This window comes from Rubrivivax rivuli, assembly GCF_004016505.1.
GTDB classification, from domain to species: domain Bacteria; phylum Pseudomonadota; class Gammaproteobacteria; order Burkholderiales; family Burkholderiaceae_C; genus Rubrivivax; species Rubrivivax rivuli.
Window position 1 is genome coordinate 34637 of the sequence record NZ_SACR01000007.1, and the last position, 24026, is coordinate 58662.

The following is a 24026-nucleotide window of genomic DNA, read 5'->3' on the forward strand; positions in this document are numbered from 1 at the left end:
CATGCACACGGTGCCTCTGGTCATCCTCGGCCGCGACGGCGTGCTCAACGAGTTCCGTGAGGGGCACGTCACCGCGCCCGAGGAGTGGGTGCCTGTGCCCGGCGCGCTGGAGGCCGTGGCCCGGCTCAACCATGCCGGCTGGCATGTGGTGGTGGCCACCAACCAGAGCGGCATCGGCCGCGGCATGATCGACATGAGCGCCGTCAACGCGGTGCACGCGCGCATGCACCAGATGCTGCAGACCCAGGGCGGCCGCATCGATGCCGTCTTCTTCTGCCCGCACACGCCCGAAGACCAGTGTGACTGCCGCAAGCCCAAGCCCGGGCTGTTGCAGGACATCGGCCGGCGCTATGGCCTGGCGTTGCAGAACGTGCCCGTGGTGGGCGACACCCTGCGCGATCTGCAGGCCGCCAGCGCCGCCGGTTGCGAGCCGCACCTGGTGCTCAGCGGCCGCGCCAGTGGCCTGACCGGCGAAGCCCTGCAGCAGCTGCTGGACCAGGCGCCCGGGGCGCAGGTGCACGCGCACCTGGGCGCCTTCGTCGACGCCCTGCTCGCACGCAGCGAAACGGCCGACTCCACCGCCGGGGGGCTGGGCCGATGAAGCTGTTCTGGGCGCTGCGTTCCGCGCTGTTCATCCTGTGGATGACCGTCACCGTCGTGCCCTGGGCGGTGCTGATGCTGGGGCTGTCGATCTTCGTCCGCGGCACCCGGCTGTACTGGCCCACCATGCGCTGGTTGCGCATGGCGATCTGGGGTGCCCGCGTGATCTGCGGCGTCAACTACCGCGTGCACGGCATGCACCACCTGCCCACCGCAGCCGACGCCCATGGCGCGGTGGTGCTGGCGGCCAAGCACCAGAGCACCTGGGAGACCTTTGCCTTTCCCACGCTGATGCCGCACCCGCTGGCCTACGTGTTCAAGCGCGAGCTGCTCTACATCCCGTTCTTTGGCTGGGCGATGGGCCGGCTGGACATGATCCACATCGACCGCAGCAAGCGCGCCGAGGCCTGGAACAAGGTGGCGGCGCAGGGCAAGCGCCTGGCGGCAGAGGGCATCTGGGTCATTATGTTCCCCGAAGGCACGCGCACGCCGCGCGGCGGCCAAGGCGCCTACAAGAGCGGCGCCGCACGCCTGGCCATCGCCACCGGCGTGCCCATCGTGCCCATCGCCGCCAGCAGTGCCAAGTGCTGGCCGCGCAAGAGCTTCCTGCTGCGCCCGGGCACGGTGGACGTGAGCATCGGCGCGCCCATCAGCAGCGACGGCCGCCAGCCGGAAGAGCTGATGAAGGAAGTGGAGACCTGGATCGAGGCCGAGATGCGCCGCCTCGACCCCGAGGCCTATGCACCCGGGGCCGTGGCGCACGCCGCGGCGCCGCAACACGAAAGGGTCTGAACATGCGTGTGCTGAAGTGGATGGCGGGCGTCGTGCTGGTGCTGGCGGCCGTGCTGGTGGGCGGCGGCTGGTTGCTGGGTTCCGACTTCAAGGTCACGCGCAGCCTGCTCGTGAACGCACCGCCAGAGAAGATCTACCCGCTGGTGGCCGACCCGCGCGGCTGGAAGCAGTGGTCGGTGTGGAACCAGCGCGACCCGGCGATGGCCATCACCTACTCGGGCGCGCCTTCGGGCGTGGGCGCCGTGTGGGCATGGCGCAGCGCCACCGAAGGCGACGGCCGCATGAGCTTCACGCGCGCCGAGGCGCCCGGCCTGCTGGCCTACGACCTCTACTTCCCCGACTTCGGCACCACCTCGCGCGGCGAGCTGCGCCTGGTGCCCGAAGGCAGCGCCACGCGTGTGAGCTGGACCATGGAGGGCAACATGGGCCGCAACCCGTTGTTCGGCTGGATCGCGCTGTTTGCCGATGGCATGGTGGGCAAGGATTTCGAGGCCGGCCTGGCTGGCCTGAAAGCGGTGGCCGAGAAGTAGTCCGTCGCGGTGCTGCGACGGGTGGGCGCCCTAGAATCCGCGCCCATGCCGCAACGGCCCGCCACGCCCTCCCTGCAGCTGTCGCTGTTCGACGAGGTGTCGCCGTCTGCGCCTGCTTTCGCGGCGCACGCGAGCTCATCAGCGGCGCCACCGGTTGCCGCACCGGTCCCCGCCCCTGTGTGGACCATGCCGCCGGTTGCCGAAGCTGCCGCCACCGCGCCGGCCCTGCCTTTCCAGCACCCCCAGGCCCATCGCGAGATCGTGCTGGCCGGCCACCGCGTGGCCTATGCGCTGCGGCGTGCGCGCCGGCGCAGCATCGGTTTCGTGGTCGGCGCCGAAGGCCTGGCGGTGAGCGCACCACGCTGGGTGGGCCTGGGCGAGATCGAGGCTGCGCTGCGTGAGAAGGCAGCGTGGATCCTGCGCAAGCTGCACGAGCAGCGCGAGCGCGGCCGACGCCTGCAGGCCGCGCGTGTGGACTGGCGCGACGGCACCACGCTGCCCTTCCTGGGTGAGACCGTCATCGTCGTGCTGGACACCCGCACCACCGGCGCACAGCTGAAAGAGGCGCCCGAAACCCTGCCCGGTGTGCCGCGCCTCACGCTGCACCTGGGCCTGCCGCACACGGCCGAGCCGGCGCAGATCCGCGACGCCGTGCAGAGCTGGTTGCAGCGCCAGGCGCGGCGCATCTTCGAGGAGCGTTGCGCGCTCTTCGCGCAACGCCTGGGCGTGCGCATGAAACGTCTGAGCCTGAGCTCGGCCGCCACGCGCTGGGGCAGCGCCAGCGCCGACGGCAGCATCCGCCTGAACTGGCGCCTGGTGCACTTCGCGATGCCGGTGGTGGACTACGTGGTCGCCCACGAACTGGCCCACCTGCGAGAGATGAACCACAGCCCCGCCTTCTGGGAAGTGGTGCGTTCGGCCGTGCCCGATTTCGAGCAGGCGCGCGGCTCGCTGCGCCACGAGGTGCTGCCGGTCTTCGACTGAGCCGCGTTCACCCACCTTTGGGTGGATGTGCAAGGGCGGTGCGGCCTTGATACTGCGGGCCGTCTCAGTCATCACCAGGCAGTACACAGCAAGACCGGGCTGGGAGGCCCGGGCACCGCGGCAGGCAGGTTCAGACCTGGCCTGCCGCGCGTGTTTCAGGCCCCCGCGCTGGCGGCTGACTGGTGCGCCTCGCTGCGCCAGCGCTGCACGCCATGGGCGCCCCTCACCGGTCGCAGCCGGCCTTCTTCGGCCAGCAGGTGCAGGTGAGCGATGGCCTCGCCCATGGCGAAGGTGGTCTGGTGCAGGTCGAGCGGGCGCTTGAACAGCACCGGCAGCAGCTCGGCGGCGCTCAGCGCTGTCTCGGCGCAGGCCTGCAGCAGCTCGGCCAGGCGGTCTTCGTGGTGTTGCAGCAGCTGGTCGATGCGTGTGTGCAGGCCGGTGAAGGGCTGGCCGTGCGAAGGCAGCACCAGCGTCTGCGCCGGCAGCGCACGCATCGCGGCCACGCTGCGCAGGAAGAGCGGCAGCGGGTTGGCTTCGGGTTCGAGGTCGATGACGCTGACGTTGGTGGAGATGCGCGGCAGCACCATGTCGCCCGAGATCAGCACGCCGTGCTCGCCCAGGCCCGGCGCGTGCAGCGCGATGTGCTCGGGCGCGTGCCCGTAGCCGGCGATGCAGTGCCAGGCCTGGCCGCCGATCTGCAGCACCTGCCCGTCCATCAGCCGCCGGTAGCGGCGTGGCACCTGCGGCACCAGGCTCGCGTAGTAGCCGGCGCGGGCGCGCACGCCGGCCAGCGAGGCCTCGTCGCGCAGGCCGTGCAGCGCGAAGAAACGCGCGGCCTCTTCGCCGCCGAAGCCGGTGGTGCTGCTGCTGGCCACGCGCGCGGCGTTCCAGTCGGTGGCGCTGATCCACAACCGGCATTCATGGGCCCCCAGGCTTGCGGCTTCGCCGCTGCGCCACCCCCCGAGGGGGCTCGCGCCGCCTTGGGGCGGCCCGGCGGCGGCGCGCCCGTCCCCGCTCCAGCGTTCGCACAACCAATGCGCCAGCCCGATGTGGTCGGGGTGCATGTGCGTGACGATCAAGCGCAGCACCGGCAGGCCCTGCAGTTCTTCGGCGAACACGGCCTCCCAGTTCGCGCGCGTGGCGGCGTTGTCGATGCCGCAGTCCACCACCGTCCAGCCCTCGCGGCCGTCGATGCGGTCGCGCAGCAGCCACAGGTTGATGTGGTTCAGCGCAAACGGCAGGCCCATGCGCAGCCAGCGCACGCCAGGGGCCACTTCCAGCGTGCGGCCGGGGGCGGGCAGGGCGGTGCCCAGCGGGTACTGCAACTCGGCCTCCGCCGTCGGATGCAGGACGGCCTCGGGGCGGCCTGGGCGGGGCTCGGCCATGGTTCTATATTCGCGGCTGGGTTTACGTTTACGTCAACGTCAGTCTAACCATGCCCGCCTTGCCGTCTGCCCGCACCACCCGCACTGCCAGCCCGGCTGCCGAGAGCGCCGCCGCCCGCGGCAGCGCGCGGCAGTACACCATCACCGAGCTGGCGGCCGAGTTCGACATCACGGCCCGCGCCATCCGCTTCTACGAAGACATGGGCCTGCTCAGCCCGCAGCGCCGCGGCCGCAACCGTGTCTACACCCACCGCGATCGCACGCGGCTGAAGCTCACGCTGCGCGGCAAGCGCCTGGGCCTGAGCCTGCAGGAGATCAAGCAACTGGTCGACATGTACGACAGCCCCTCCGACACGCAGCAGCAGCTCACCGCCTTCATGGCCGTGCTGGCCGAGCACCGCCGGCAGCTCGAGCAGCAGCGCGAAGACCTGGAAGTGACGCTGGCCGAGATCGCCCAGCACGAGGCGCGGTGCCGCAGTCTGCTGGCCACAGCCACGGCGCCCGCGCGGGCCCGCACCGCCCCGCGGCGCAAGCCGGCGGTGGCTTGATGGAACCTCGCTCCATGCAGCAGCCCTCCGAGCCCAACCCGGTCGCGCCCCTTCCTGGCAGCCTGGCCGCACAGCTGGAAGACGGCCCGCTGCGCCGCGAACTCGGCATCGCGCCCGACCGCAAACCGGCCGAGCGCCCCCCCAGCCCGCACGACCGCCGCCTGCGCTTCACGGGCACCGGCAGCGCCTACTTCCGCGTCTGGGTGGTGCAGCTGCTGCTGACGCTGCTGACCCTGGGCGTGTATTCGGCCTGGGCCAAGGTGCGCAAGGCGCGCTGGTTCGCGCAGCACACCGAGCTCGACGGCGACCGTTTCGATTTCCACGGCCAGCCCTGGCGCATCCTGGCCGGGCGCGTGGTGGCGCTGGCGCTGCTGGCGGCGTGGACCTGGGCCTTCGACATCGCCACCTGGCTGGGCCTGGCGGTGCTGGGGCTGTTCTGCGTGCTGGGGCCGCTGCTCTTTGCCAGCGCGCAGCGCTTCAAGCTGGCCAACACCAGCTGGCGCGGACTGCACTTCGGTTTCGACGTGCCGCGGCGCCAGCTCTATGTGGTGTGCGTGCCGATGCTGCTGCTGTGGACAGCCGGCACGGTGGCCCAGGCCCTGGGGGCCGAGGGCTGGGGCCTGGTGGCCGCCGGCCTGCTGCCGGTGCTGGGCCTGCCCTGGGCGCATGCGCGCCTGAAGCAGATGCAGCACAGCCACGCCGAGTTCGGCGGCCAGCGTTTCCGCTACGACCCCAGCGCACCCGAGTTCTACGGCCTCTACGCCAAGGGCGTGGCCCTGGCGGTGGTGGGCGCCATCATCGCCGGCGTGCTGGCGGCGGTGTGGGCGGGCTACCAGACGGCCGCTGCCGCCGAGGCCGCCGGCGACGCCCTGAACGTGGAGCGACAGCAGCGCCAGGCCTTGCTCGGGCTGCTGGCCGGCGTGCTGGCCGCGCTGCTGATGTGGCTGATGGCCTGGCCCTGGTTCGCGGCCCGGCTGCAGCAGATCGTGTGGGGCCACACGCACTTCGGCCGGCTGCGTTTTCGCGGTGAGATGCGCGGCGGCGCGCTCTGGGGCCTGGTGCTGCGCCACATGCTGGGCGTGCTGCTCACCTGCGGCCTGTGGTGGCCTTTTGCCGCGGTGGCGATTGCGCGCTACCGCGTGCAGAGCCTCGTGGTGCTGAGCGACGAGCCGCTGGCCGAGATGCACGCCCCCGCCCCCGCCCCCCGCGAAGGCCGCGCGGCCGGTGACGGCGCGGCCGACTTCTTCGGTCTGGACATCGGATGGTGAACGACACGCTGCCCCTGCCGCACGACATGCCGGCCCCGGAACCCGCCGCGCCGATGCCTGCGGCCGGCGTGCCTGCGCGCGCCTTCGACGGCCGCAGCACACGCCCGCAGGCCGTGCTGCTGCGCTTCGAGGCGCCCACCCTGCTGGTGCTGGAGGCCTCAGACCCCAGCGCCCCCGCCCGCAGCTACCCCGCCGCACAACTGCGTGTGGGCGAGGCGATCGGCGCGGCGGCCTGCCCTGTGCGCCTGCCCGATGGCGGCACGCTGTGGGTGGACGACACCGCGCTCGCGCGGGCCCTGCGCCAGGCCGCCGGGGGCGTGGGGCCCGTGGCCCGGGCCATCGGCAGCTGGCCGGCGGTGCTGGTGGCCGTGCTGCTGCTGGTGGCCTTGCTGGGCTGGTTCAGCCATTCGGGCGCCGGCCAGATGGCGCGGGCCGCGCTGCCGCTGGTGCCCGAGCGTGTCGACCGCGAGATCGGCAACCGCGCCTGGGCCAGCATCGACGGCCAGTGGCTCAGGCCCTCGCGCCACACCGACCGTTGCCGTGCACTGGCCGAGCGTTTCGACCGCGCGGCCGTGGCCTTCGACGCCCGCAACCAGCTGCCCCTGGTGCTGTGCCGGCGCACGGCCGAGGGTGCGGGCTTCAATGCCTTTGCGCTGCCCAATGGCCAGATCGTGCTGCTGGATGGTCTGGTGGAAGCCCTCACCGACGACCAGCTCATGGTGGTGCTGGGCCACGAGCTCGCCCACGTGCGCGAACGCCATGGCATGCAGGCCCTGCTGCGCCAGATGGGCCTGCTCGCGGTGGCCGGCGTGGCGCTGGGCGACTTTTCCACCATTGCCGCCGCCAGCATGGCCGGCCTGCAGGGCCTGAGCTACAGCCGCGACGCCGAGCGTGAAGCCGACGCCGGGGCGCTGCGCTTCATGGCCAGCGCCGGCCTGCCGCCACGCCTGTGGGCCGAGGTGTGGCAGCGCTTCGCACAGGAAGAAGCACGCGGCGGCGGCGGCCTGCCGCCCTGGGCTTCGAGCCACCCGCCCACCGAAGAGCGCCAGCGCCTCGTCGCACCCGGCGCCAAGCCCTGAACCTTTTTCGAACGGAGACAAGACCCATGAACCTGCCCGGCCTGAACTTCCAGCTTGGTGAAGACATCGACGCGCTGCGCGACGCGGTGCGCGAGTTCGCGCAAGCCGAGATTGCCCCGCTGGCCGCCGAAACCGACCGCAACGACCAGTTCCCCATGCACCTGTGGCGCAAGATGGGCGAGCTGGGCGTGCTGGGCATCACCGTGGGCGAGGAGTACGGCGGCGCCAACATGGGCTACCTGGCGCACATGATTGCGATGGAGGAGATCAGCCGCGCCAGCGCCAGCATCGGCCTGAGCTATGGCGCGCACAGCAACCTGTGCGTGAACCAGCTCAAGCGCAACGGCACCGAGGCGCAGAAGCAGAAGTACCTGCCCAAGCTCATCAGCGGTGAACACGTGGGCGCACTGGCGATGAGCGAGCCCGGCGCCGGCTCCGACGTCATCAGCATGAAGCTCAAGGCCGAGAACAAGGGCGACCACTACCTGCTCAACGGCACGAAGATGTGGATCACCAACGGCCCGGATGCCGACACCATGGTGGTCTACGCCAAGACCGAGCCCGAGCTGGGCGCGCGCGGCGTCACGGCCTTCATCGTCGAGAAGGGCATGAAGGGTTTCAGCACGGCGCAGAAGCTCGACAAGCTGGGCATGCGCGGCAGCCACACGGGCGAGATGGTGTTCAACAACGTCGAGGTGCCGGCCGAGAACGTGCTGGGCCATGTCAACGGCGGCGCCAAGGTGCTGATGAGCGGGCTCGATTACGAACGCGCGGTGCTGGCCGCCGGCCCGATCGGCATCATGCAGGCGGTGATGGACAACGTGGTGCCCTACATCCACGACCGCAAGCAGTTCGGGCAATCCATCGGCGAGTTCCAGCTCATCCAGGGCAAGGTGGCCGACATGTACACCGTGCTGCAGGCCGGCCGCGCCTTCTGCTACACGGTGGGCAAGAACCTCGACCTGCTGGGTGCCGAACATGTCCGCCAGGTGCGCAAAGACTGCGCCAGCGTCATCCTCTGGTGCGCCGAGAAGGCGACGTGGATGGCCGGCGAGGGCATTCAGATCTTCGGCGGCAACGGCTACATCAACGAGTACCCGCTGGGCCGTCTGTGGCGCGATGCCAAGCTCTACGAGATCGGCGCCGGCACGAGCGAGATCCGCCGCATGCTGATCGGCCGCGAGCTCTTCGCCGAGACGATGTGAGGCCGCCTTGCCGCACCGTTTGCTGAACAACAACCGCAGCTGGGCCGACGCCACCAAGGCGCGCGACCCCGGTTTCTTCACGCGCCTGGCCCAGCAGCAGAACCCGCGCTACATGTGGATAGGCTGCGCCGACAGTCGCGTGCCGGCCAACGAGATCACGGGCCTGGACCCGGGTGAGGTCTTCGTGCACCGCAACGTGGCCAACGTGGTGGTGCACTCCGACCTGAACGCGCTGAGCACCATCCAGTTCGCGGTGGAGCACCTGAAGGTGGAGCACATCTTCGTGGTGGGCCACTACGGCTGCGCCGGCGTGCGCGCGGCGATGCACGGCATCCGCGTGGGCCTGGCCGACAACTGGCTGCGCCACGTGCAGGACGTGCGCCTGCGCCACCGCAAGCGCCTGGACCACCTGCCGCGCGAGCAGCAGGAAGACGTGCTGTGCGAGATGAACGTCATCGAGCAGGTGGGCAACGTGGCGCTGTCCACCGTGATGCAGGACGCCTGGGCGCGCGGCCAGCAGGTCAGCGTGCACGGCTGGGTCTACGGCCTGAAGGACGGCCTGTTGAAGGACCTGGGCGTGACGATGGAGCGGCCCGAGCAGGTGGTGGAGGTGTTCTCTGCGGCGCTCAAGCGCTACCCGCGCGGTGAGGCCGCAGGCGCTGCCGACGACGAAGACCTGAGCCCCGATACCCGCTTCGGGCCGGCCGGCCTGTAGGCCCTGCGCAAGGATCGCCGATGTTTCCGCACCGCCTCACCGACCAGCTGGCCTTCGACATCGCCCAGGCCCTGCTGGACGGCTTCAACCGCCACTACCGGCTCTTCCGCGAGACCACGGCGCTGGCGAAGAAGCGCTTCGAGCAGGCCGACTGGCACGGCCAGCAGCAGGCGCAGGCGCAGCGCATCGAGTTCTACGACCAGCGCGTGAACGAGGCCGTGGGCAAGCTGCGGCAGGCGTTCAACATCGACGCGCTGAGCATGGACACCTGGCAGCAGGCCAAGTTGCACTTCATCGGCCTGCTGACCGACCACCACCAGCCCGAGCTGGCCGAGACCTTCTTCAATTCGGTCACGTCCAAGCTGCTGCACCGCGCCTACTTCAACAACGACTTCATCTTCGTGCGCCCGGCCGTCAGCACCGAATACATCGAGGACGACGAGCCCGGCGCGCTGCCCACCTACCGCGCCTACTACCCGAACAAGGACAACCTGCGCGAGACCTGGGCGCGCATCGTCCACAACTTCCAGCTGCAGCGCGAGTTCGAGGATCTCGACCGCGATGTCGAGCACGTGGTGGAAGCCATGCTGGCCGAGCTGGGCGGCTTCCGCCCGCGTGCGAACTTCCAGATCCAGGTGCTGGCCAGCCTGTTCTACCGGAACAAGGGCGCCTACCTGGTGGGCAAGATCATCAACGGCTTCCAGGAGACGCCGCTGGCGCTGCCCATCCTGCACGGGCCCAGCGGCAAGCTGGTGATCGACGCCGCGCTCTTCGGCGAAGACGACCTGCTGATGATCTTCAGCTACGCGCGGGCCTACTTCATGGTGGACATGGAGATCCCGTCGGCCTACGTGCAGTTCCTGCGCGGTCTGATGCCGCGCAAGCCGCGCGCCGAGCTCTACAACGCCATCGGCCTGCAGAAGCACGGCAAGAACCTCTTCTACCGGGATTTCCTCGCGCACCAGCGGCACAGCAGCGACAAGTTCCGCATCGCGCCCGGCATCAAGGGCATGGTGATGCTGGTCTTCGACCTGCCGAGCTTCCCGTATGTGTTCAAGGTCATCAAGGACTTCTACCCGCCGCAGAAGGACACCACGCGCGAGCTCATCAAGGGCAAGTACCTTCTCGTGAAGCAGCACGACCGTGTCGGCCGCATGGCCGACACGCTGGAGTACAGCAACGTCGCCTTCCCGCGCCACCGCTTCGAGGAAGAGCTGGTGGCCGAGCTGCGCCACTTCTGCCCCAGCCTGCTGGAGGAAGACGGCGACCAGCTCGTCATCAAGCACGTCTACATCGAGCGCCGCATGATCCCGCTGAACATCTACCTGCAGGAGGCCGCGCCCGAGCAGGTGGCCGATGCGGTGGTGGAGTACGGCAACGCCATCAAGGACCTGGTGGCTGCGAACATCTTCCCGGGCGACATGCTGTGGAAGAACTTCGGCGTCACGCGCCACGGCAAGGTGGTGTTCTACGACTACGACGAGATCGAGTACCTCACCGACTGCAACTTCCGCCGCGTGCCCGCGCCGCGCAACGAAGAAGAAGAGATGAGCGGCGAGGTCTGGTACACCGTAGGCCCGAAGGACGTGTTCCCCGAGACCTTCGGCCCCTTCCTGCTGGGCAACACGGCGGTGCGCGAGGTCTTCATGGCCCACCACGCCGACCTGCTGGACGCCGCCTTCTGGCAGGGCTGCAAAGAGCGCATCCAGCAAGGCCACGTGCACGACGTCTTTCCCTACGAACCCGCCAAACGTTTCACCGCCGGCCGCGCCTGAAGCGCGCCGCTGGCTTCATCGCAAGGAGAACCCCATGTCCGACCCCATCGTCATCGTTTCTGCCGCACGCACGCCCATCGGCGGCTTGCTGGGTGATTTCGCCGGCCTCGCCGCCTGGGAACTGGGCGGTGTGGCCATCAAGGCCGCCGTCGAACGTGCCGGCGTGCCCGGCGATGCGGTGGATGAAGTGCTGATGGGCAACTGCTTGATGGCCGGCCAGGGCCAGGCCCCGGCGCGCCAGGCGGCGCTGAAGGCCGGCCTGCCGCAGAGCGCGGGCGCGGTGACGCTTTCCAAGATGTGCGGCAGCGGCATGCGCGCCATGATGTTTGGTCACGACATGCTGGCCGCGGGCAGCGCGCAGGTGGTGGTGGCCGGCGGCATGGAGAGCATGACCAATGCGCCGCACCTGATGTTCGCGCGCAAGGGCGTGAAGTACGGCGCCGCGCAGATGTTCGACCACATGGCCATGGACGGCCTGGAAGACGCCTACGAGCGCGGCAAGGCCATGGGCGTGTTCGCCGAACAGTGCGTGGCCAAGTACGGCTTCACGCGCGAGGCGCAAGACGCCTACGCCATCGCTTCCACGCAGCGCGCCAAGCTGGCCAACGAAGACGGCAGCTTCGACTGGGAGATTGCGCCTGTCACGCTCAGCGGCCGCGGCGGCGATGTCGTGGTCAAGGCCGACGAGCAGCCGGCCAAGGCCAAGGTCGACAAGATCCCGGGCCTGAAGCCCGCGTTCAAGAAGGACGGCACCATCACCGCCGCCAACGCCAGCAGCATCAGCGATGGCGCCGCAGCCCTGGTGCTGATGCGCGAGAGCACGGCGCGCGCGCGCGGCCTGCAGCCCATCGCGCGCATCGCCGCGCACGCCGTGCATGCGCAGGCCCCCGAGTGGTTCAGCACCGCGCCGGCCGGCGCCATCGAGAAGGCCTTGAAGAAGGCGGGCTGGGACGCCAAGAGCGTGAACCTCTGGGAGGTGAACGAAGCCTTCGCCGCCGTCACCATGGCCGCGATGGCCGAGTTCCAGCTGCCGCACGAGATCGTCAACGTGCACGGCGGCGCCTGTGCGCTGGGCCACCCCATCGGCGCCAGCGGCGCGCGCATCGTCGTCACGCTGCTGGGCGCGCTGAAGAAGCGGGGGCTGAAGCGCGGCGTGGCGGCCTTGTGCATCGGTGGTGGCGAGGCCACCGCGATGGCGGTCGAGATGTGCTGATGGCAGGCCAGGGTCTGCTCCCCGGCCCGGCCGAGCTGGCAGTGTTCGCCGGCGCCGTGTTCGTCCTCAACGCGACGCCGGGCGTGGATTTCCTGCTCACCGTCAGCCGCACGCTGCAGGGTGGCGTGCGCGCGGGCGTGGCCGCGGCCAGCGGCATCGCGGCCGGTTGCGTGGTGCACGCGCTGGCCGCGGCCTTCGGCCTGGCGGCGCTGCTGGCACTGCACCCGCAGGCTTTGCAGCTCATCCAGTGGGTGGGCGCGGCCTACCTGGTGTGGCTGGGCCTGGGGATGTTGCGCCAGGCCTGGCGGGGCGGTGCCGCGTCCCCGCCGACTGCCGCTGCCGTGGCGCCGCGCAGCCTGAGCGCCGACTTCCGTGCCGGGCTCTTGACCAACATGCTCAACCCCAAGGTGGCGCTGTTTTTCCTGGCCTTCCTGCCGCAGTTCGTGCCGGCCGGCGCGTGGTCGGCCACGGCGTCTTTCCTGCTGCTCGGCGCGTGGTTCGTGGTGCAGGGGCTGCTGTTCCTGCTGGTGCTGGTGGCCGTGTGTGCCCGGCTGCGGCGCTTGCAGGCGCGGCCGGCGGTGGCGCGCGGGCTGCAGACGCTGGGCGGGCTGCTCTTCGTGGCGCTGGCGCTGCGCCTGCTGCGTGAGCGGCCCCTGGGTGTTTGATCGAAAGGGAACAGCGATGCAGGTGCTGGTGATCGGGGCCTCGCGCGGGCTGGGGCTGGAGTTCGTGGCGCAGTACCGCGCCGCGGGTGCGGCCGTCACGGCCACGGCGCGGTCTGAAGACGGCCTGGTGCGTTTGCGCGCGCTGGGCGCCACCGCGTTGCCGCTGGATGTGGCCGACACGGCCAGCGCCGCCGGCCTGGCCTGGCAGGTGGACGGCGCGGCCTTCGACGTGGTGGTGATCAACGCCGGTGTCTACGGGCCGCGTACGCAGGGCCTGCAGACGCCCACCGAAGCCGAGTTCGACGCCGTGATGCACACCAACGTGCTCGGCCCCATGCGTCTCTTGCCGCAGGTGGCGGAGGCGCTGGCCGCACCTGAGCGTGCATCGGGCGGGCTGCCGCGCATCGCCGTGCTGTCTTCGCGCATGGGCTCCATCGGCCTGCGCGCCAACGCGAGCGGCTGGCTCTACCGCGCCAGCAAGGCGGCACTGAACTCGGTGATGAAGGACGCCGCGCTCACGCTGCAGGGCCGCGCGCTGTGCCTGGCGCTGCACCCGGGCTGGGTGCGCACCGACATGGGCGGCGCAGAGGCCGACATCGACGCCGCCACCAGCGTGGCCGGCATGCGCCAGACCATCGCCAGCCTCGGCCCCGAAGGCCACGGCGGCTTCTTCAACTTCGACGGCACGCCGCTGGCGTGGTGAAACGCATGCATTCCTTGCTGACCCGATGCCTGGCTGCGGCGCTGCTGGGCGCAGCCGTGGCCGGCCCCACCGCGGCGCTGGCCCAAACCGCCACCCAAAGTGCGACGCCGACGGGCGAGCGCGAAGGCTTCTACCGTTTCCCGACATTGCGCGGGCAGACGATCGTCTTCACCGCCGACAGCGACCTCTGGCGCGTGGGCCTGCAGGGCGGCCGCGCCGAGCGCATCACCACCCACCCCGAACTGGAAGCGCGCGCCGCGCTCTCGCCCGACGGCCGCACGCTGGCCTTCGTGGGCGCCTACGAAGGCGTGGCCGAGGTCTACACGCTGCCGCTGGCCGGCGGCGTGCCGCAACGCCTGACCTGGCAGGGCCAGAACCCGCGCGTCTGGGGGCACACGCCGGCCGGCGAGGTGCTGGTGACGGCGCCCGCGCAGCGCGGCGAGCCGGTGACGCAGCTCTACGCCATCGACCCGCGCACGCAGGCGCAGCGGGTGCTGCCCGTGGGCCAGGCCAGCGACGGCGCGCTCAGCGCCGACGGCCACATCCTCTACTTCACGCGGCTGGGTCTGCTCAGCGACAACGTGCGCGCCTACCGCGGCGGCGGCATGGCGCAGCTGTGGCGGCTGGACCTGCGCGGCCAGGCCGAGGCGCAGCCGCTGTTGCCGGTGCCTGCAGCGGGCGCCCGCCCGGCCGGCAACGACCAGCGCCCCATGCCCTACCGCGGCAGCCTGGGCGAGCGCATCGCCTTCCTCAGCGACCGTGACGGGCAGTTCAACCTCTACAGCGTCAACGCGCAGGGCGGTGACCTGCAGCAGCACACGCGCCACCGCGGCTGGGACATCCGCCACGCCAGCATCGACGGCACGCGCGTGGTCTACGCGCTCGGCGCCGACCTGCGCCTCGTGGACCTGGAAACGGGGCAAGACCAGCGCCTGGCCATCACGCTGGGCGGCGACGCCGATGCGCTGCGCGCGCGCTGGGTGCAGCGGCCTCAGGGCTTCTTCGACGGCGCGCGGGTGTCGCCCGACGGCCAGCGCGCGCTGCTAAACGTGCGCGGCCGCCTCGCCACGCAAGGCACGGGCACGCTGCGCCGCGCGGAGTTGCCGGTGCCGGCCGACGCGCGCTGCCGCGATGGCGTGTTCGGGCACGACGGGCGCCATGTGTACGCGCTGTGCGACATCGCGCCCGCGCCCGTGGCCGCGGGTGCGCCGCCGGCCGAACTGGAGGTGTGGCGCTTCAACGCCGATGGCAGCGGCGCGCCGCTGCAGATCACGCGCGGGGCCACGATGCGGCGGCTGGCGATCTTTCCCTCGCCCGATGGCCGCTGGCTGGCGCACACCGACAAGAACGGCAAGTTGTCGCTCACGGCCTTGACCCCCAACGGGCCCGGCGCCACCCGCGCCGTGGAACTGCCGGGGGCTGCGCGCAATGCGCCGGCCCAGCTGGTGTGGGCACCTGACAGCCAGAGCTTCGTGTTCACGCGCGGCGGCGCCGATGCCAACCGCGGGCGGCTCTTCCTGCACCACGTGGCGCAGGCTCGCACGGTGGCGCTGACGAGCGACCGCTACAGCAGCAGCGCCCCGGCCTTCACACCCGATGGGCGCTGGCTCTATTTCCTCTCCGACCGGCATTTCGCCTCGCTGAACGCCGGCCCCTGGGGCGACCGCAACCTGGGCCCCTACTTCGACCGCCGCAGCAAGATCTACGCGCTGGCGCTGCAGGCCAGCGGGCCGCGTTTCCCCTTCCAGCCGCGCGACGAGTTGCAGGCAGAAGGCGAGGCGTCGGCAGCCCCTGCGCCGGCGGCTGCCGCCGCTTCGGCCGCCGGCACTGCACCGGCCCGCACTGGCGGCGCTGCAGGCGCTGCGCGTTCGGCCGCCGTGGCGCCGCTGGAACTCGAAGGCCTGGCGCAGCGCCTGCACGAGGTGCCGCTGCCCCCGGGCAACTACACACGCCTGCACACCGACGGCCGGCGTTTGTATTTCCTGGAGGCCGATTCCACGGTGGAACGCCGCACCAGCCTGCGCACGCTGGCCATCGAGAACACCGGCCCGCAGCCCGAACTGTTTGCCGCCGATGTCAACGACTACGAGCTGAGCGGCGACGCCAAGCGCCTGTTGCTGGTGCGCCGCGCGGCCAGCCCGCAGCAGGCGGCCGACATCCAGCTGATGGACGCCGCCGCCAAGCCGCCCACCGAGCCGGCCGTGCTGGCGCGCACGCAGGTGCGCTGGGCCGACTGGCAGATCCAGACCGAGCCCGCCGCCGAATGGCGGCAGCTCTTCGACGACGCCTGGCGCCTGCACCGCGACCACTTCTACGACGCCAAGATGCACGGCACCGACTGGCCCGCCGTGCGCCGCAAGTACGCCGCCTTGCTGCCGCGTGTGGGCGAGCGCCGTGAACTCGCCGAGCTGATGGCGCAGATGGTGGCCGAGGTGGGCGCGCTGCACAGCCAGGTGGCCGCCGGCGACGTGCGCCGCGGACCCGACGACATCGCTGCGGCCGGTCTGGGTGCGCGCTTCAGCAAGGTGGCGCAGGGCTTCCGCGTCGAGCAGCTTTTCCGCAGCGACCCCGAGCTGCCCACCGAAGCCGGCCCGCTGGTGCAAGCTGGCGTGAAGGTGGGCGAGATCATCACCACGCTCAACGGCCGCTCGCTGGCTGGCGTGGCGGCGCTGCCGGAGCTGCTGCGCGGCCAGGTGGGCCGCCAGGTGCTGCTGACCGTGAAGCCCGAAGTTGCCAGTGGTAGCGCGGGCGCCGAGCGCCGCGTGGTGGTGCTGCCCATCAACGCCGAACGCGAAGCCGCGCTGCGCGAGGGCGACTGGGAGCACGGCCGCCTGCAGCGCGCGGCCGAGCGCAGCCAGGGCCGCGTGGGCTACCTGCGCCTGCGGGCCATGGGCCGCGGCGACATGGCCACTTTCGCGCGCGAGTTCTACGCCCAGCTCGACCGCGAGGCGCTCATCATCGACGTGCGCAACAACAACGGCGGCAACATCGACAGCTGGGTGCTCACGCAGCTGCTGCGCCGCGCCTGGGCCTGGTGGCAGCCGCGTTCGCCGGAGGGCGCCGAGACCTACTCGAACATGCAGCAGGCCTACCGCGGGCGCATTGCGGTGCTGATCGACGCCGACACCTACTCCGACGGCGAGACCTTCGCCGAAGGCTTCAAGCGCCTGCAGCTGGGCACGCTGATCGGCCGCCGCACCGCCGGCGCGGGCATCTGGCTGAGCGACGGCAACCGCCTGCTCGACCGCGGCATCATGCGCGCCGCCGAGACCGGCCAGTACGCGCTGGACGGGGGCTGGTTGATCGAAGGCCGCGGCGTCACGCCCGACATCGATGTCGACAACCCGCCGCGCGCCACCCACGAAGGCGGCGACGCCCAACTCGACGCCGCCGTCAACCACCTGCTGCGCCAGCTGGCCGAGCAGCCGCTGCCGCGCCCGGTGGCGCCGCCGCACCAGCGGCCTTGAACCCCTTGAACCCGACGCCCGAAAGAGCCCACCATGCAGTTGAGTGAAGACCACCGCGCCGTGCAAGACGCCGTGCGCCAGTTCGTGCAGGCCGAAGTGGCCCCGCACGCCGCCGCCTGGGACAAGGGCCACACCTTCCCGGCCGCGGCGTTGAAGGGCCTGGCCGCCCTCGGCTGCTACGGCGTGGCCGTGCCCGCCGAATGGGACGGCGCGGGGCTCGATTACCTGGCGCTGGCGCTCATCCTGGAAGAAGTCGCCGCCGGCGACGGCGCCACCAGCACCATCGTCAGCGTCAACAACTGCCCCGTGTGCAGCATCCTGATGGCCTACGCCAACGCGGCGCAGAAAGAGCGCTGGCTCAAGCCGCTGGCGCGTGGCGAGATGCTCGGCGCCTTCTGCCTCACCGAGCCCCACGTGGGCAGCGAAGCTGGCGGCCTGAAGACCACCGCGGTGAAGGACGGCGACCACTACGTGCTCAATGGCGTGAAGCAGTTCATCACCAGCGGCAAGAACGGCGATGTGGCCATCGTGATGGCGGTGACGGACAAGGCCGCGGGCAAGAAGGGCATCAGCGCCTTCATCGTGCCTACCAGCACGCCGGGCTACACCGTGGCGCGCGTGGAAGACAAGCTCGGCCAGCACGCCAGCGACACGGCGCAGATCAACTTCGAGAACTGCCGCGTGCCGGCCGAGAACCTGCTGGGCGAAGAAGGCATGGGCCTGAAGATCGCGCTCAGCGGGCTGGAAGGCGGGCGCATCGGCATCGCCAGCCAGGCCCTGGGCATGGCGCGCGCGGCCTTCGAGGCGGCGCTGCGCTACAGCAAAGACCGCACGAGCTTCGGCCAGCCCATCTTCCAGCACCAGGCGGTGCAGTTCAAGCTGGCCGACATGGCCACGCAGATCGAGGTGGCGCGGCAGATGATCTGGCACGCCGCCGCGCTGAAGGACGCCGGCCAGCCTTGCCTGAAGGAAGCCGCCATGGCCAAGCTCTTCGCCAGCGAGATGGCCGAGCGCGTGTGCAGCGACGCCATCCAGGTGCACGGCGGCTATGGTTACGTGAGCGACTTCCCGGTGGAGCGCATCTACCGCGACGTGCGCGTCTGCCAGATCTACGAGGGCACGAGCGAGGTGCAGAAGATATTGATCGGCAGGGCGCTGGCCTGACTCCCCCCACGGGGGTGGGATACCTTGGTGTCATTCTCCTGAAGGACAGGCTGCGGCCCAATGCCTCCATCGACAACAGGAGGCTCCCGATGCAAACCCACACCCCCTTCAGCACCCCCGCCAACCACAGCTTCGCTGGCGCCTACAACGGCAGTGCCGCCGCCCCGCAGCCCGCCCGCTCGCAGCGCCTGGCGGCCCTGGGCCAGTGCCTGATGCAGCGCCTGGAAACCCCGCTGATCGTGGCCGATGCCGACGGTGCCGTGCTCGAAGCCAACCCCGCCGCCACGCGCCGCATCGAGCGCCGCGACGGCCTGTGGCTCGACGCCGGCGGCCGCCTGGCGCTGCGCCAGGCCGGCCGCTGGGTGCCGCTGTCGCGCTGGCACGCCCAGGTGGTCGCCAGCGGCGAGATGGTGCTGCCGCTGGAAGCCGAGGGCAACGCGCCGATGCAGATCACGCTGCGCGCCATGCCCGCTGGCGAAGGCACCGGCCAGACCGGTGGCTGGCTGCTGGCCACCATCGAGCAGGTGCAACTCACGCGCACCGACGCCATGCGCCGCCGCTTCCGCTTCACGCACACCCAGGCGCGCCTGGCCGAGATGCTCTGCGAAGGCATGCGCCCCACCTGCGCTGCCGAGAAGCTGGGCGTGAAGATCAGCACCGTGCGCACGCACGTGGGCCAGATGTACGAGAAGACCGGTACCAACAGCCAGGCCGCGCTGGTGGCGCTGCTGCACGCGGTGTGATGCCTGCGGGGCCTGCCGGCCCCGAGGTGAAGGCCCCGGCTCGGGGCAGGGCGGCTACATTCCGCCCCGATGACCGAAGAAGAAGCCCGCCAGGTGCTGCTGCTGCAGGCGCTGGAGACCGCGCCCACGCCCCCGGGGCAGCGGCCAGTCTGGGGCGCTGACGACAGCGCCTGGGCGACGCGCCAGGCGCTGGCGGCGGTGGGCGAGGGCGCGGCACCCGCGGCCTTCGTGAAGGCGCGTGCCGAGATGGCGCTGCAACGCCTGCTGCCGCGTGATGCCGCCCTGCAGCGCTGGCTGGCGCGCCGCGGCTGGCACCCGGCCTGGGTGCTGCTGGCGCTGGTGCTCGGTGCCGCAGCGGGCCTCTTGGCCGACCAACTCGGCGCGCCCCAGCGCGTGAACCTGCTGGCCCCCGCCGTGTGGGCGGTGGTGGCCTGGAACCTGGCGGTCTACCTCGTCTTGCTGCTGCCGCTGCCCCACTGGCCAGGCGGTGGGCTGCGCGCGGCATTGGCGCAACTGGGACTGCGGGTGCCCGGTGGTGATGGCGCCACGGCCCGCGCCGGTGCCTTGTGGGCCGAACACGCCGCGCCGCTGATGCGCCACCGCGCCGCGCTCGTGCTGCACAGCGGTGCCGCCGCGCTGGCGGCCGGCCTGGTGGCCGGGCTCTATCTGCGCGGCCTGGTGCTCGACTACCGCGCGGGCTGGCAGAGCACCTTTCTCGACGCCACGGCCGTGCAGCAGGCCCTGGGCTGGCTGCTGGCGCCGGCCAGCGCGCTGACGGGCATTGCCGTGCCCGAAGTGGCACCGCTGCAGCTGGCGCCCGGGGCCGACGCCGCAGCCAGCGCCGCACCGTGGATCCACCTCTATGCCGCCACGCTGGGCCTGGCCGTGGTGCTGCCGCGTACGCTTCTCGCGCTGTGGGCCGCGCGCCGCGCCAGCGCGCAGGCGCGGCGGTTCCCGCTGAAGCTGGACACGCCTTACTTCGAAGCCCTGCACCCGCTGATGCGCCCGGGCCGGCCGCACGTGCTGCGGCTGCTGTGGGTGGCGGCACCCGCCGATCTGCCGGCGCCCGCGCTCTTCGGCGTGCCCTGGGCGCCTGCACCGGCGGCCGGCGAGCCCTTCACCGTGCTGCGCGGCGAGCTGGGCGACGAATTGCAGCTGCTGTGCGCGCCGCCGGGCCTGGAAGCCGCCGCGGAGGCGCCTGCGGCCGGCGGCACGCCCTGGTGGGCCACGGTGGCACAGGTCTTCGGCTTTGCAGGTGGCCGCGCCGCGGCCGACCCCTTGCCGGCGCTGCGCGAGCAGGTGGCCGCCGTGCTGCTGCACACGCGCGCTGGCGCACAACGCCCGGCGTGGCTGGCGCGCCTGGGCCGGCCCGTGGTGGTGCTGCTGGAAGACAGTGCGGAGCCTGACGCCACCGCCCCCACCACGCTACCCGCCAGGCAGCGCGCCGACGGATGGCTGCCCGAGGGCCGCCTTCTGCAAGCCCTGGCGGCGGCGCTGGACGACGACCTGCGCCTGCAGCGCCTGACCGCCAGCTGGCAGGCGGCGCAGGCCGCGCGTTTCGACGCCCTCGTGGCCGAGCTGGCCGACACCCTGGCCGAAGTGGCCACCACCCACGAGGCCCTGGCCGACGAAGGCAGCCTGCTCTCACGCGGTGGCGAGGCCGAGGCCGCGCGCACGCGGCTGGAGCAGCGGCTGGACACCAGCCTGCAAGGCCACCTGCAGCGCCTGCAGGTGCTGCTGTGGGGTGCCGCCGAGAGCGCGGTGCTCGCCGGCGGCGAGGGCGCGGCCCTGCGGTCGGCCACGGGCGAAGGCACGGCCTTGCGCGCCCGCGTTGGCGAAGGCCGCGCGGCCCTGGTGGGCGGCGCGCTCAGCGGCGCGCTGGTGGGGCTGAAGGCCGACCTGCTCAGCGGCGGACTCACCCTGGGCGCGGGCGCGGTGGCCGGCGGTTTGCTCGGGGCCCTGGGCGCGGCCGGCGCGGCGCGCGGGCTGAACCTGGTGCGCGGCACCGACCGCAGTTTCGTGGCCTGGGACGAAGCCGCGCTGACCCGTTTCACCGAAACCCTGCTGCAGCGCGCGCTGGGGGCCGCCCACGGCCTCGCGCCCGAAGAAGCCGCGCAGCGCCTGGCCCCGGCGCTGGCCGCGCGCCAGGGCCAGCTGGCCACGCTGTGGCGCGCGCGGCGCAAGACCTGCGCCAACCCGGGCGAGGCCGCCGCGCTCGCGCTCAGCCTGCAGGCGCCGCTGGCCGACACCCTGGTGCAGGCCCTGGGCGGCCCCGGGCGCCACGCCTGAAGCTCTAGACTGCCTGCCATGAAGATCCTGATCCTCGGTGCCGGCCGCGTCGGTGAAAGCGTGGCCGAGAGCCTGGTCAGCGAGCGCAACGACATCACCGTCATCGACACCGACCCGGTGCGCCTGCGTTTCCTGCAAGACCGGCTGGACCTGCGCGGCGTGGTGGGCAACGGCATCCAGCCCAGCGTGCTGCAGGACGCCGGCGTGCAGGACACCGACATGCTCATCGCCTGCGCGCCGCAGGACGAGACCAACCTCGTCGCGTGCAAGGTGGCCAAGGAGATGTTCAATGTCCCGACCACCATCGCCCGCGTGCGCAGCCCCGAGTTCCAGGACGACAGCCCGCTGCTGGGCAAGAACGGCTTCGGCGTCGACAAGGTCATCTGCCCCGAGCAGAGCGTCACTGCCTACATCCGCAAGCTCATCGAATACCCCGAGGCGCTGCAGGTGCTGGAGTTCGCGCACGGCCTGGTGAGCCTGATCGCGGTGCGTGCGGTGGCCGGCGGACCGCTGGTGCGCCACAGGCTGGAGGAAATCCCGCAGCTGGTGCCGGGCACGCCCATGCGCATCATGGCCATCTACCGGCAGGACACCGTGCTGCCAGACCTGGACGGGCGCACGCAGATCGAGCCCGGCGACGAGGTCTTCGTGCTCGCCGCCACCGAACACATCCGCACCGTGCTGGGCGCGCTGCGCACGCGCGACCAGCCCGTCAAGCGCGTGATGGTGGCCGGCGGCGGCAAGGTGGGGCTGCGCCTGGCGCGCGAGATCCACGGGGATTACCAGCTCAAGATCATCGAGCCGCTCAAACCGCGCTGTGACTACCTGGCCACCGAGCTGCCCGCCGGCGTGCTGGTGCTCCACGGCGACAGCACCGACGAAGACCTGCTCGGCGACGAGAACGTCGACCAGATGGACCTCTTCCTCGCGCTGACCAGCGACGACGAGGACAACATCATGAGCTGCCTGCTCGCCAAGCGCCTGGGCGCGCGGCGCGTGCTGGCCGTCATCAACCGCCGCGCCTACGCCGATCTGGTGCAGGGCACCACCATCGACATCGCCATCAGCCCCAGCCACACCGTGCTGGGCGAACTGCTGGCCTATGTGCGGCGGGGCGATGTGGAAGCCGTGCACAGCCTGCGCCGCGGCGCGGCCGAGGCGCTGGAGGCCATCGTGCGCGGCGACCGCAAGACCTGCCGCTTCGCCGGCCGGCGCATCGACGAGGTGGGCCTGCCCAAGGGCGCGACGGTGGGGGCCATCGTGCGCGGCCTGCACCGGCCCGACGGCAGCGAAGCCGGCGAAGACGCCAAGCCCGAAGTCATCATCGCCCACCACGACACCGTGGTGCAGCCCAACGACCACGTCATCGTCTTCGTGCCGCGCAAGCGCATGGTGCGCGAGGTCGAGAAGCTCTTCCAGGTCAGCGCCACCTTCCTGTTCTGAACATGGGTTTCCTGCCTGTCGTCGCGCTGGTCGGGCGCATGGTGCTGCTGTTCGCGCTGCTGCTGCTGGTGCCGCTGGCCTTTGCGCTGCTGGGCGACGACGATGCCAAGCCGGCCTTCGTCACCGCCGCCACCGCCACCGCCGTCTGCGGGCTGCTGCTGAGCCTGGTGACGCGCCGCTTCCGGCGCGAACTGCAGCCGCGCGACGGCTTCCTGCTGGTGGGCATGACCTGGGCCGTGCTGCCGCTGTTCGGCGCCCTGCCGCTGTGGCTGGCGGTGCCCGGCCTCAGCATGACCGACGCCTACTTCGAGGCCACCTCGGCCTTCACCGCCACGGGCGCCACGGCGCTCAGCGGGCTGGACAAGCTGCCGCTGTCGGTGAACGTGTGGCGCTGCTTCATGACCTGGGTGGGCGGCCTGGGCATCATCGTGCTGGCGGTGGCCATCCTGCCGATGCTGGGCGTGGGCGGCAGCCAGCTTTTCAAGGCCGAGGTGGCCGGCCCGATGAAGGACCAGAAGCTCACGCCGCGCATCGCCGACACCGCGCGCGTGATCTGGGTGGCCTACCTGGCGATGAGCGTGGCCTGCTTCTTCGCCTTCGCGGCCGCCGGCATGGGCTGGGCCGACGCCTTCATGCACATGTGCAGCACCGTCAGCCTGGGCGGCTTCTCGTCCTACGACGCGAGCTTCGGGCATTTCGATTCGCCGCTGATCGAGGCCATCGCGATGGTCTTCATGGTGCTGGCGGGCGTGAACCTGCTGCTGTACTTCGCGGTGTGGCGGGCACGCTCGCTTCGCGGCCTGTGGCGCAACACCGAGGTGCGCGCCTTCTACATGGTGCTGCTGGCAGGCACGGGCGTGGTGGCTGCCTACCTGCTGTGGCGAGGCGAGTACAACGAGCCGCTGGTGGCGCTGCGGCACAGCGCCTTCCACGTCGTCTCGGTGGCCACCACCGGCGGTTTCGCGACGCAGGACTACGGGCAGTGGCCGCTGTTCGCACCGCTGCTGATGCTGCTGCTGGGCTGCTTCGCCACCTGCGCCGGCAGCACCGGCGGCGGCATCAAGATGGTGCGCATGCTGCTGATGCTGAAGCAGGCCCGGCGCGAGCTCGTGCGCATCGTGCACCCCAACGTGGTCAACCCGGTGGTGCTCAACGGCCAGGCCATCAGCGACCGCGTGATGCAGAGCGTGATCGCCTACATGATGATCTACGGCGCCATCCTGGTCGGCTTCACGATGCTGCTGGTGTTCACGGGGCTGGACGTCGTCACCGCCTTCACCGCCGTCATCGCCTGCGCCAACAACATCGGCCCCGGCCTCGGCGAAGTGGGGCCGGCCAACAACTTCGGCGGGCTGAGCGATTTCCAGACCTGGGTCTGCACCTTCGCGATGATGCTGGGGCGGCTGGAGCTGCTCAGCGTGCTGGTGCTGTTCACCCCGGCGTTCTGGCGGCGCTGAG

Annotated in this window: 20 protein-coding genes; 19 read left to right on the forward strand and 1 reads right to left on the reverse strand. The window is 71.3% G+C overall.

What is annotated here, in order from left to right; all coding sequences use genetic code 11:
- Window position 1 precedes the first annotated feature (1 nt).
- From gmhB to EOE66_RS20200, 4 genes are read left to right on the forward strand one after another with little or no spacing between them, the layout of a single operon-like run.
- Window positions 2–601: a D-glycero-beta-D-manno-heptose 1,7-bisphosphate 7-phosphatase gene (gene gmhB / locus EOE66_RS20185; protein ID WP_128230557.1), complete on the forward strand. Its 600-nt coding sequence runs from the start codon at window positions 2–4 to the stop codon at window positions 599–601.
- Window positions 598–1392, forward strand: a complete 795-nt coding sequence (locus tag EOE66_RS20190) for a lysophospholipid acyltransferase family protein (RefSeq protein ID WP_128230558.1) — start codon at window positions 598–600, stop codon at window positions 1390–1392. The genes gmhB and EOE66_RS20190 overlap by 4 nt, the downstream gene beginning before the upstream one ends.
- A gap of 2 nt (window positions 1393–1394) precedes the next feature.
- On the forward strand, window positions 1395–1922 hold the full coding sequence (locus tag EOE66_RS20195) for an SRPBCC family protein (RefSeq protein ID WP_128230559.1): 528 nt from the start codon (window positions 1395–1397) through the stop codon (window positions 1920–1922).
- A gap of 45 nt (window positions 1923–1967) precedes the next feature.
- A complete protein-coding gene (locus EOE66_RS20200; protein WP_128230560.1) occupies window positions 1968–2906 on the forward strand; it encodes a M48 family metallopeptidase in 939 nt (312 codons plus the stop codon).
- Window positions 2907–3061: 155 nt separating this feature from the next.
- Here EOE66_RS20200 and EOE66_RS20205 read toward each other — a convergent pair whose 3' ends face one another.
- Entirely contained in the window at window positions 3062–4291 is a 1230-nt protein-coding gene (locus tag EOE66_RS20205; protein ID WP_128230561.1) for an MBL fold metallo-hydrolase, read from the reverse strand.
- Window positions 4292–4341: 50 nt separating this feature from the next.
- Between EOE66_RS20205 and EOE66_RS20210 the strand changes: the two genes are divergently transcribed.
- From EOE66_RS20210 to EOE66_RS20280, 15 genes are all read left to right on the forward strand, one after another.
- Complete coding sequence (locus EOE66_RS20210; protein WP_128230562.1) at window positions 4342–4839, forward strand: MerR family transcriptional regulator; 498 nt, start codon at window positions 4342–4344, stop codon at window positions 4837–4839.
- 14 nt (window positions 4840–4853) lie between these two features.
- On the forward strand, window positions 4854–6107 hold the full coding sequence (locus EOE66_RS20215) for a YjgN family protein (protein ID WP_164885200.1): 1254 nt from the start codon (window positions 4854–4856) through the stop codon (window positions 6105–6107).
- Window positions 6104–7186, forward strand: a complete 1083-nt coding sequence (locus EOE66_RS20220; RefSeq protein ID WP_164885201.1) for a M48 family metallopeptidase — start codon at window positions 6104–6106, stop codon at window positions 7184–7186. The genes EOE66_RS20215 and EOE66_RS20220 overlap by 4 nt, the downstream gene beginning before the upstream one ends.
- A 26-nt stretch (window positions 7187–7212) precedes the next feature.
- Window positions 7213–8391: an isovaleryl-CoA dehydrogenase gene (locus EOE66_RS20225; protein ID WP_128230565.1), complete on the forward strand. Its 1179-nt coding sequence runs from the start codon at window positions 7213–7215 to the stop codon at window positions 8389–8391.
- Window positions 8392–8398: 7 nt separating this feature from the next.
- Window positions 8399–9106 carry a carbonate dehydratase gene (can, locus tag EOE66_RS20230; protein WP_128230566.1) on the forward strand — a complete coding sequence of 236 codons (708 nt, stop codon included), beginning with the start codon at window positions 8399–8401 and terminating at the stop codon, window positions 9104–9106.
- Between the two features lie 20 nt (window positions 9107–9126).
- On the forward strand, window positions 9127–10881 hold the full coding sequence (gene aceK, locus EOE66_RS20235; RefSeq protein ID WP_128230567.1) for a bifunctional isocitrate dehydrogenase kinase/phosphatase: 1755 nt from the start codon (window positions 9127–9129) through the stop codon (window positions 10879–10881).
- Window positions 10882–10915: 34 nt separating this feature from the next.
- Window positions 10916–12094 (forward strand): acetyl-CoA C-acyltransferase, encoded by a 1179-nt coding sequence (locus EOE66_RS20240; protein WP_128230568.1) that lies wholly within the window; start codon window positions 10916–10918, stop codon window positions 12092–12094.
- A complete protein-coding gene (locus EOE66_RS20245) occupies window positions 12094–12759 on the forward strand; it encodes a LysE family translocator (protein ID WP_128230569.1) in 666 nt (221 codons plus the stop codon). The genes EOE66_RS20240 and EOE66_RS20245 overlap by 1 nt, the downstream gene beginning before the upstream one ends.
- Window positions 12760–12775: 16 nt before the next feature.
- A complete protein-coding gene (locus tag EOE66_RS20250; RefSeq protein WP_128230570.1) occupies window positions 12776–13462 on the forward strand; it encodes an SDR family oxidoreductase in 687 nt (228 codons plus the stop codon).
- A gap of 5 nt (window positions 13463–13467) precedes the next feature.
- A complete protein-coding gene (locus EOE66_RS20255) occupies window positions 13468–16929 on the forward strand; it encodes a S41 family peptidase (protein ID WP_128230571.1) in 3462 nt (1153 codons plus the stop codon).
- Window positions 16930–16962: 33 nt separating this feature from the next.
- Window positions 16963–18093, forward strand: a complete 1131-nt coding sequence (locus EOE66_RS20260; RefSeq protein WP_128230572.1) for an acyl-CoA dehydrogenase family protein — start codon at window positions 16963–16965, stop codon at window positions 18091–18093.
- Between the two features lie 89 nt (window positions 18094–18182).
- Window positions 18183–18836 (forward strand): helix-turn-helix transcriptional regulator, encoded by a 654-nt coding sequence (locus tag EOE66_RS20265; protein ID WP_128230573.1) that lies wholly within the window; start codon window positions 18183–18185, stop codon window positions 18834–18836.
- 69 nt (window positions 18837–18905) lie between these two features.
- Window positions 18906–21125 carry a DUF2868 domain-containing protein gene (locus EOE66_RS20270; protein ID WP_128230574.1) on the forward strand — a complete coding sequence of 740 codons (2220 nt, stop codon included), beginning with the start codon at window positions 18906–18908 and terminating at the stop codon, window positions 21123–21125.
- An 18-nt stretch (window positions 21126–21143) separates the two neighbouring features.
- Window positions 21144–22568 carry a Trk system potassium transporter TrkA gene (gene trkA / locus EOE66_RS20275; RefSeq protein WP_128230575.1) on the forward strand — a complete coding sequence of 475 codons (1425 nt, stop codon included), beginning with the start codon at window positions 21144–21146 and terminating at the stop codon, window positions 22566–22568.
- 2 nt (window positions 22569–22570) lie between these two features.
- A complete protein-coding gene (locus EOE66_RS20280) occupies window positions 22571–24025 on the forward strand; it encodes a TrkH family potassium uptake protein (RefSeq protein ID WP_128230576.1) in 1455 nt (484 codons plus the stop codon).
- The last annotated feature ends 1 nt before the right edge of the window (window position 24026 follow it).

Coding starts and splice junctions, on each gene's coding strand:
- EOE66_RS20265 (WP_128230573.1), top strand. CDS start 18,183: ATGCAAACCCACACCCCCTTCAGCACCCCCGCCAACCACAGCTTCGCT.
- EOE66_RS20215 (WP_164885200.1), top strand. CDS start 4,854: ATGCAGCAGCCCTCCGAGCCCAACCCGGTCGCGCCCCTTCCTGGCAGC.
- EOE66_RS20210 (WP_128230562.1), top strand. CDS start 4,342: ATGCCCGCCTTGCCGTCTGCCCGCACCACCCGCACTGCCAGCCCGGCT.
- EOE66_RS20195 (WP_128230559.1), top strand. CDS start 1,395: ATGCGTGTGCTGAAGTGGATGGCGGGCGTCGTGCTGGTGCTGGCGGCC.
- EOE66_RS20190 (WP_128230558.1), top strand. CDS start 598: ATGAAGCTGTTCTGGGCGCTGCGTTCCGCGCTGTTCATCCTGTGGATG.
- EOE66_RS20255 (WP_128230571.1), top strand. CDS start 13,468: ATGCATTCCTTGCTGACCCGATGCCTGGCTGCGGCGCTGCTGGGCGCA.
- aceK (WP_128230567.1), top strand. CDS start 9,127: ATGTTTCCGCACCGCCTCACCGACCAGCTGGCCTTCGACATCGCCCAG.
- gmhB (WP_128230557.1), top strand. CDS start 2: ATGCACACGGTGCCTCTGGTCATCCTCGGCCGCGACGGCGTGCTCAAC.
- EOE66_RS20270 (WP_128230574.1), top strand. CDS start 18,906: ATGACCGAAGAAGAAGCCCGCCAGGTGCTGCTGCTGCAGGCGCTGGAG.
- EOE66_RS20250 (WP_128230570.1), top strand. CDS start 12,776: ATGCAGGTGCTGGTGATCGGGGCCTCGCGCGGGCTGGGGCTGGAGTTC.
- EOE66_RS20200 (WP_128230560.1), top strand. CDS start 1,968: ATGCCGCAACGGCCCGCCACGCCCTCCCTGCAGCTGTCGCTGTTCGAC.
- EOE66_RS20245 (WP_128230569.1), top strand. CDS start 12,094: ATGGCAGGCCAGGGTCTGCTCCCCGGCCCGGCCGAGCTGGCAGTGTTC.
- EOE66_RS20225 (WP_128230565.1), top strand. CDS start 7,213: ATGAACCTGCCCGGCCTGAACTTCCAGCTTGGTGAAGACATCGACGCG.
- EOE66_RS20260 (WP_128230572.1), top strand. CDS start 16,963: ATGCAGTTGAGTGAAGACCACCGCGCCGTGCAAGACGCCGTGCGCCAG.
- EOE66_RS20205 (WP_128230561.1), bottom strand. CDS start 4,291: ATGGCCGAGCCCCGCCCAGGCCGCCCCGAGGCCGTCCTGCATCCGACG.
- EOE66_RS20280 (WP_128230576.1), top strand. CDS start 22,571: ATGGGTTTCCTGCCTGTCGTCGCGCTGGTCGGGCGCATGGTGCTGCTG.
- trkA (WP_128230575.1), top strand. CDS start 21,144: ATGAAGATCCTGATCCTCGGTGCCGGCCGCGTCGGTGAAAGCGTGGCC.
- EOE66_RS20240 (WP_128230568.1), top strand. CDS start 10,916: ATGTCCGACCCCATCGTCATCGTTTCTGCCGCACGCACGCCCATCGGC.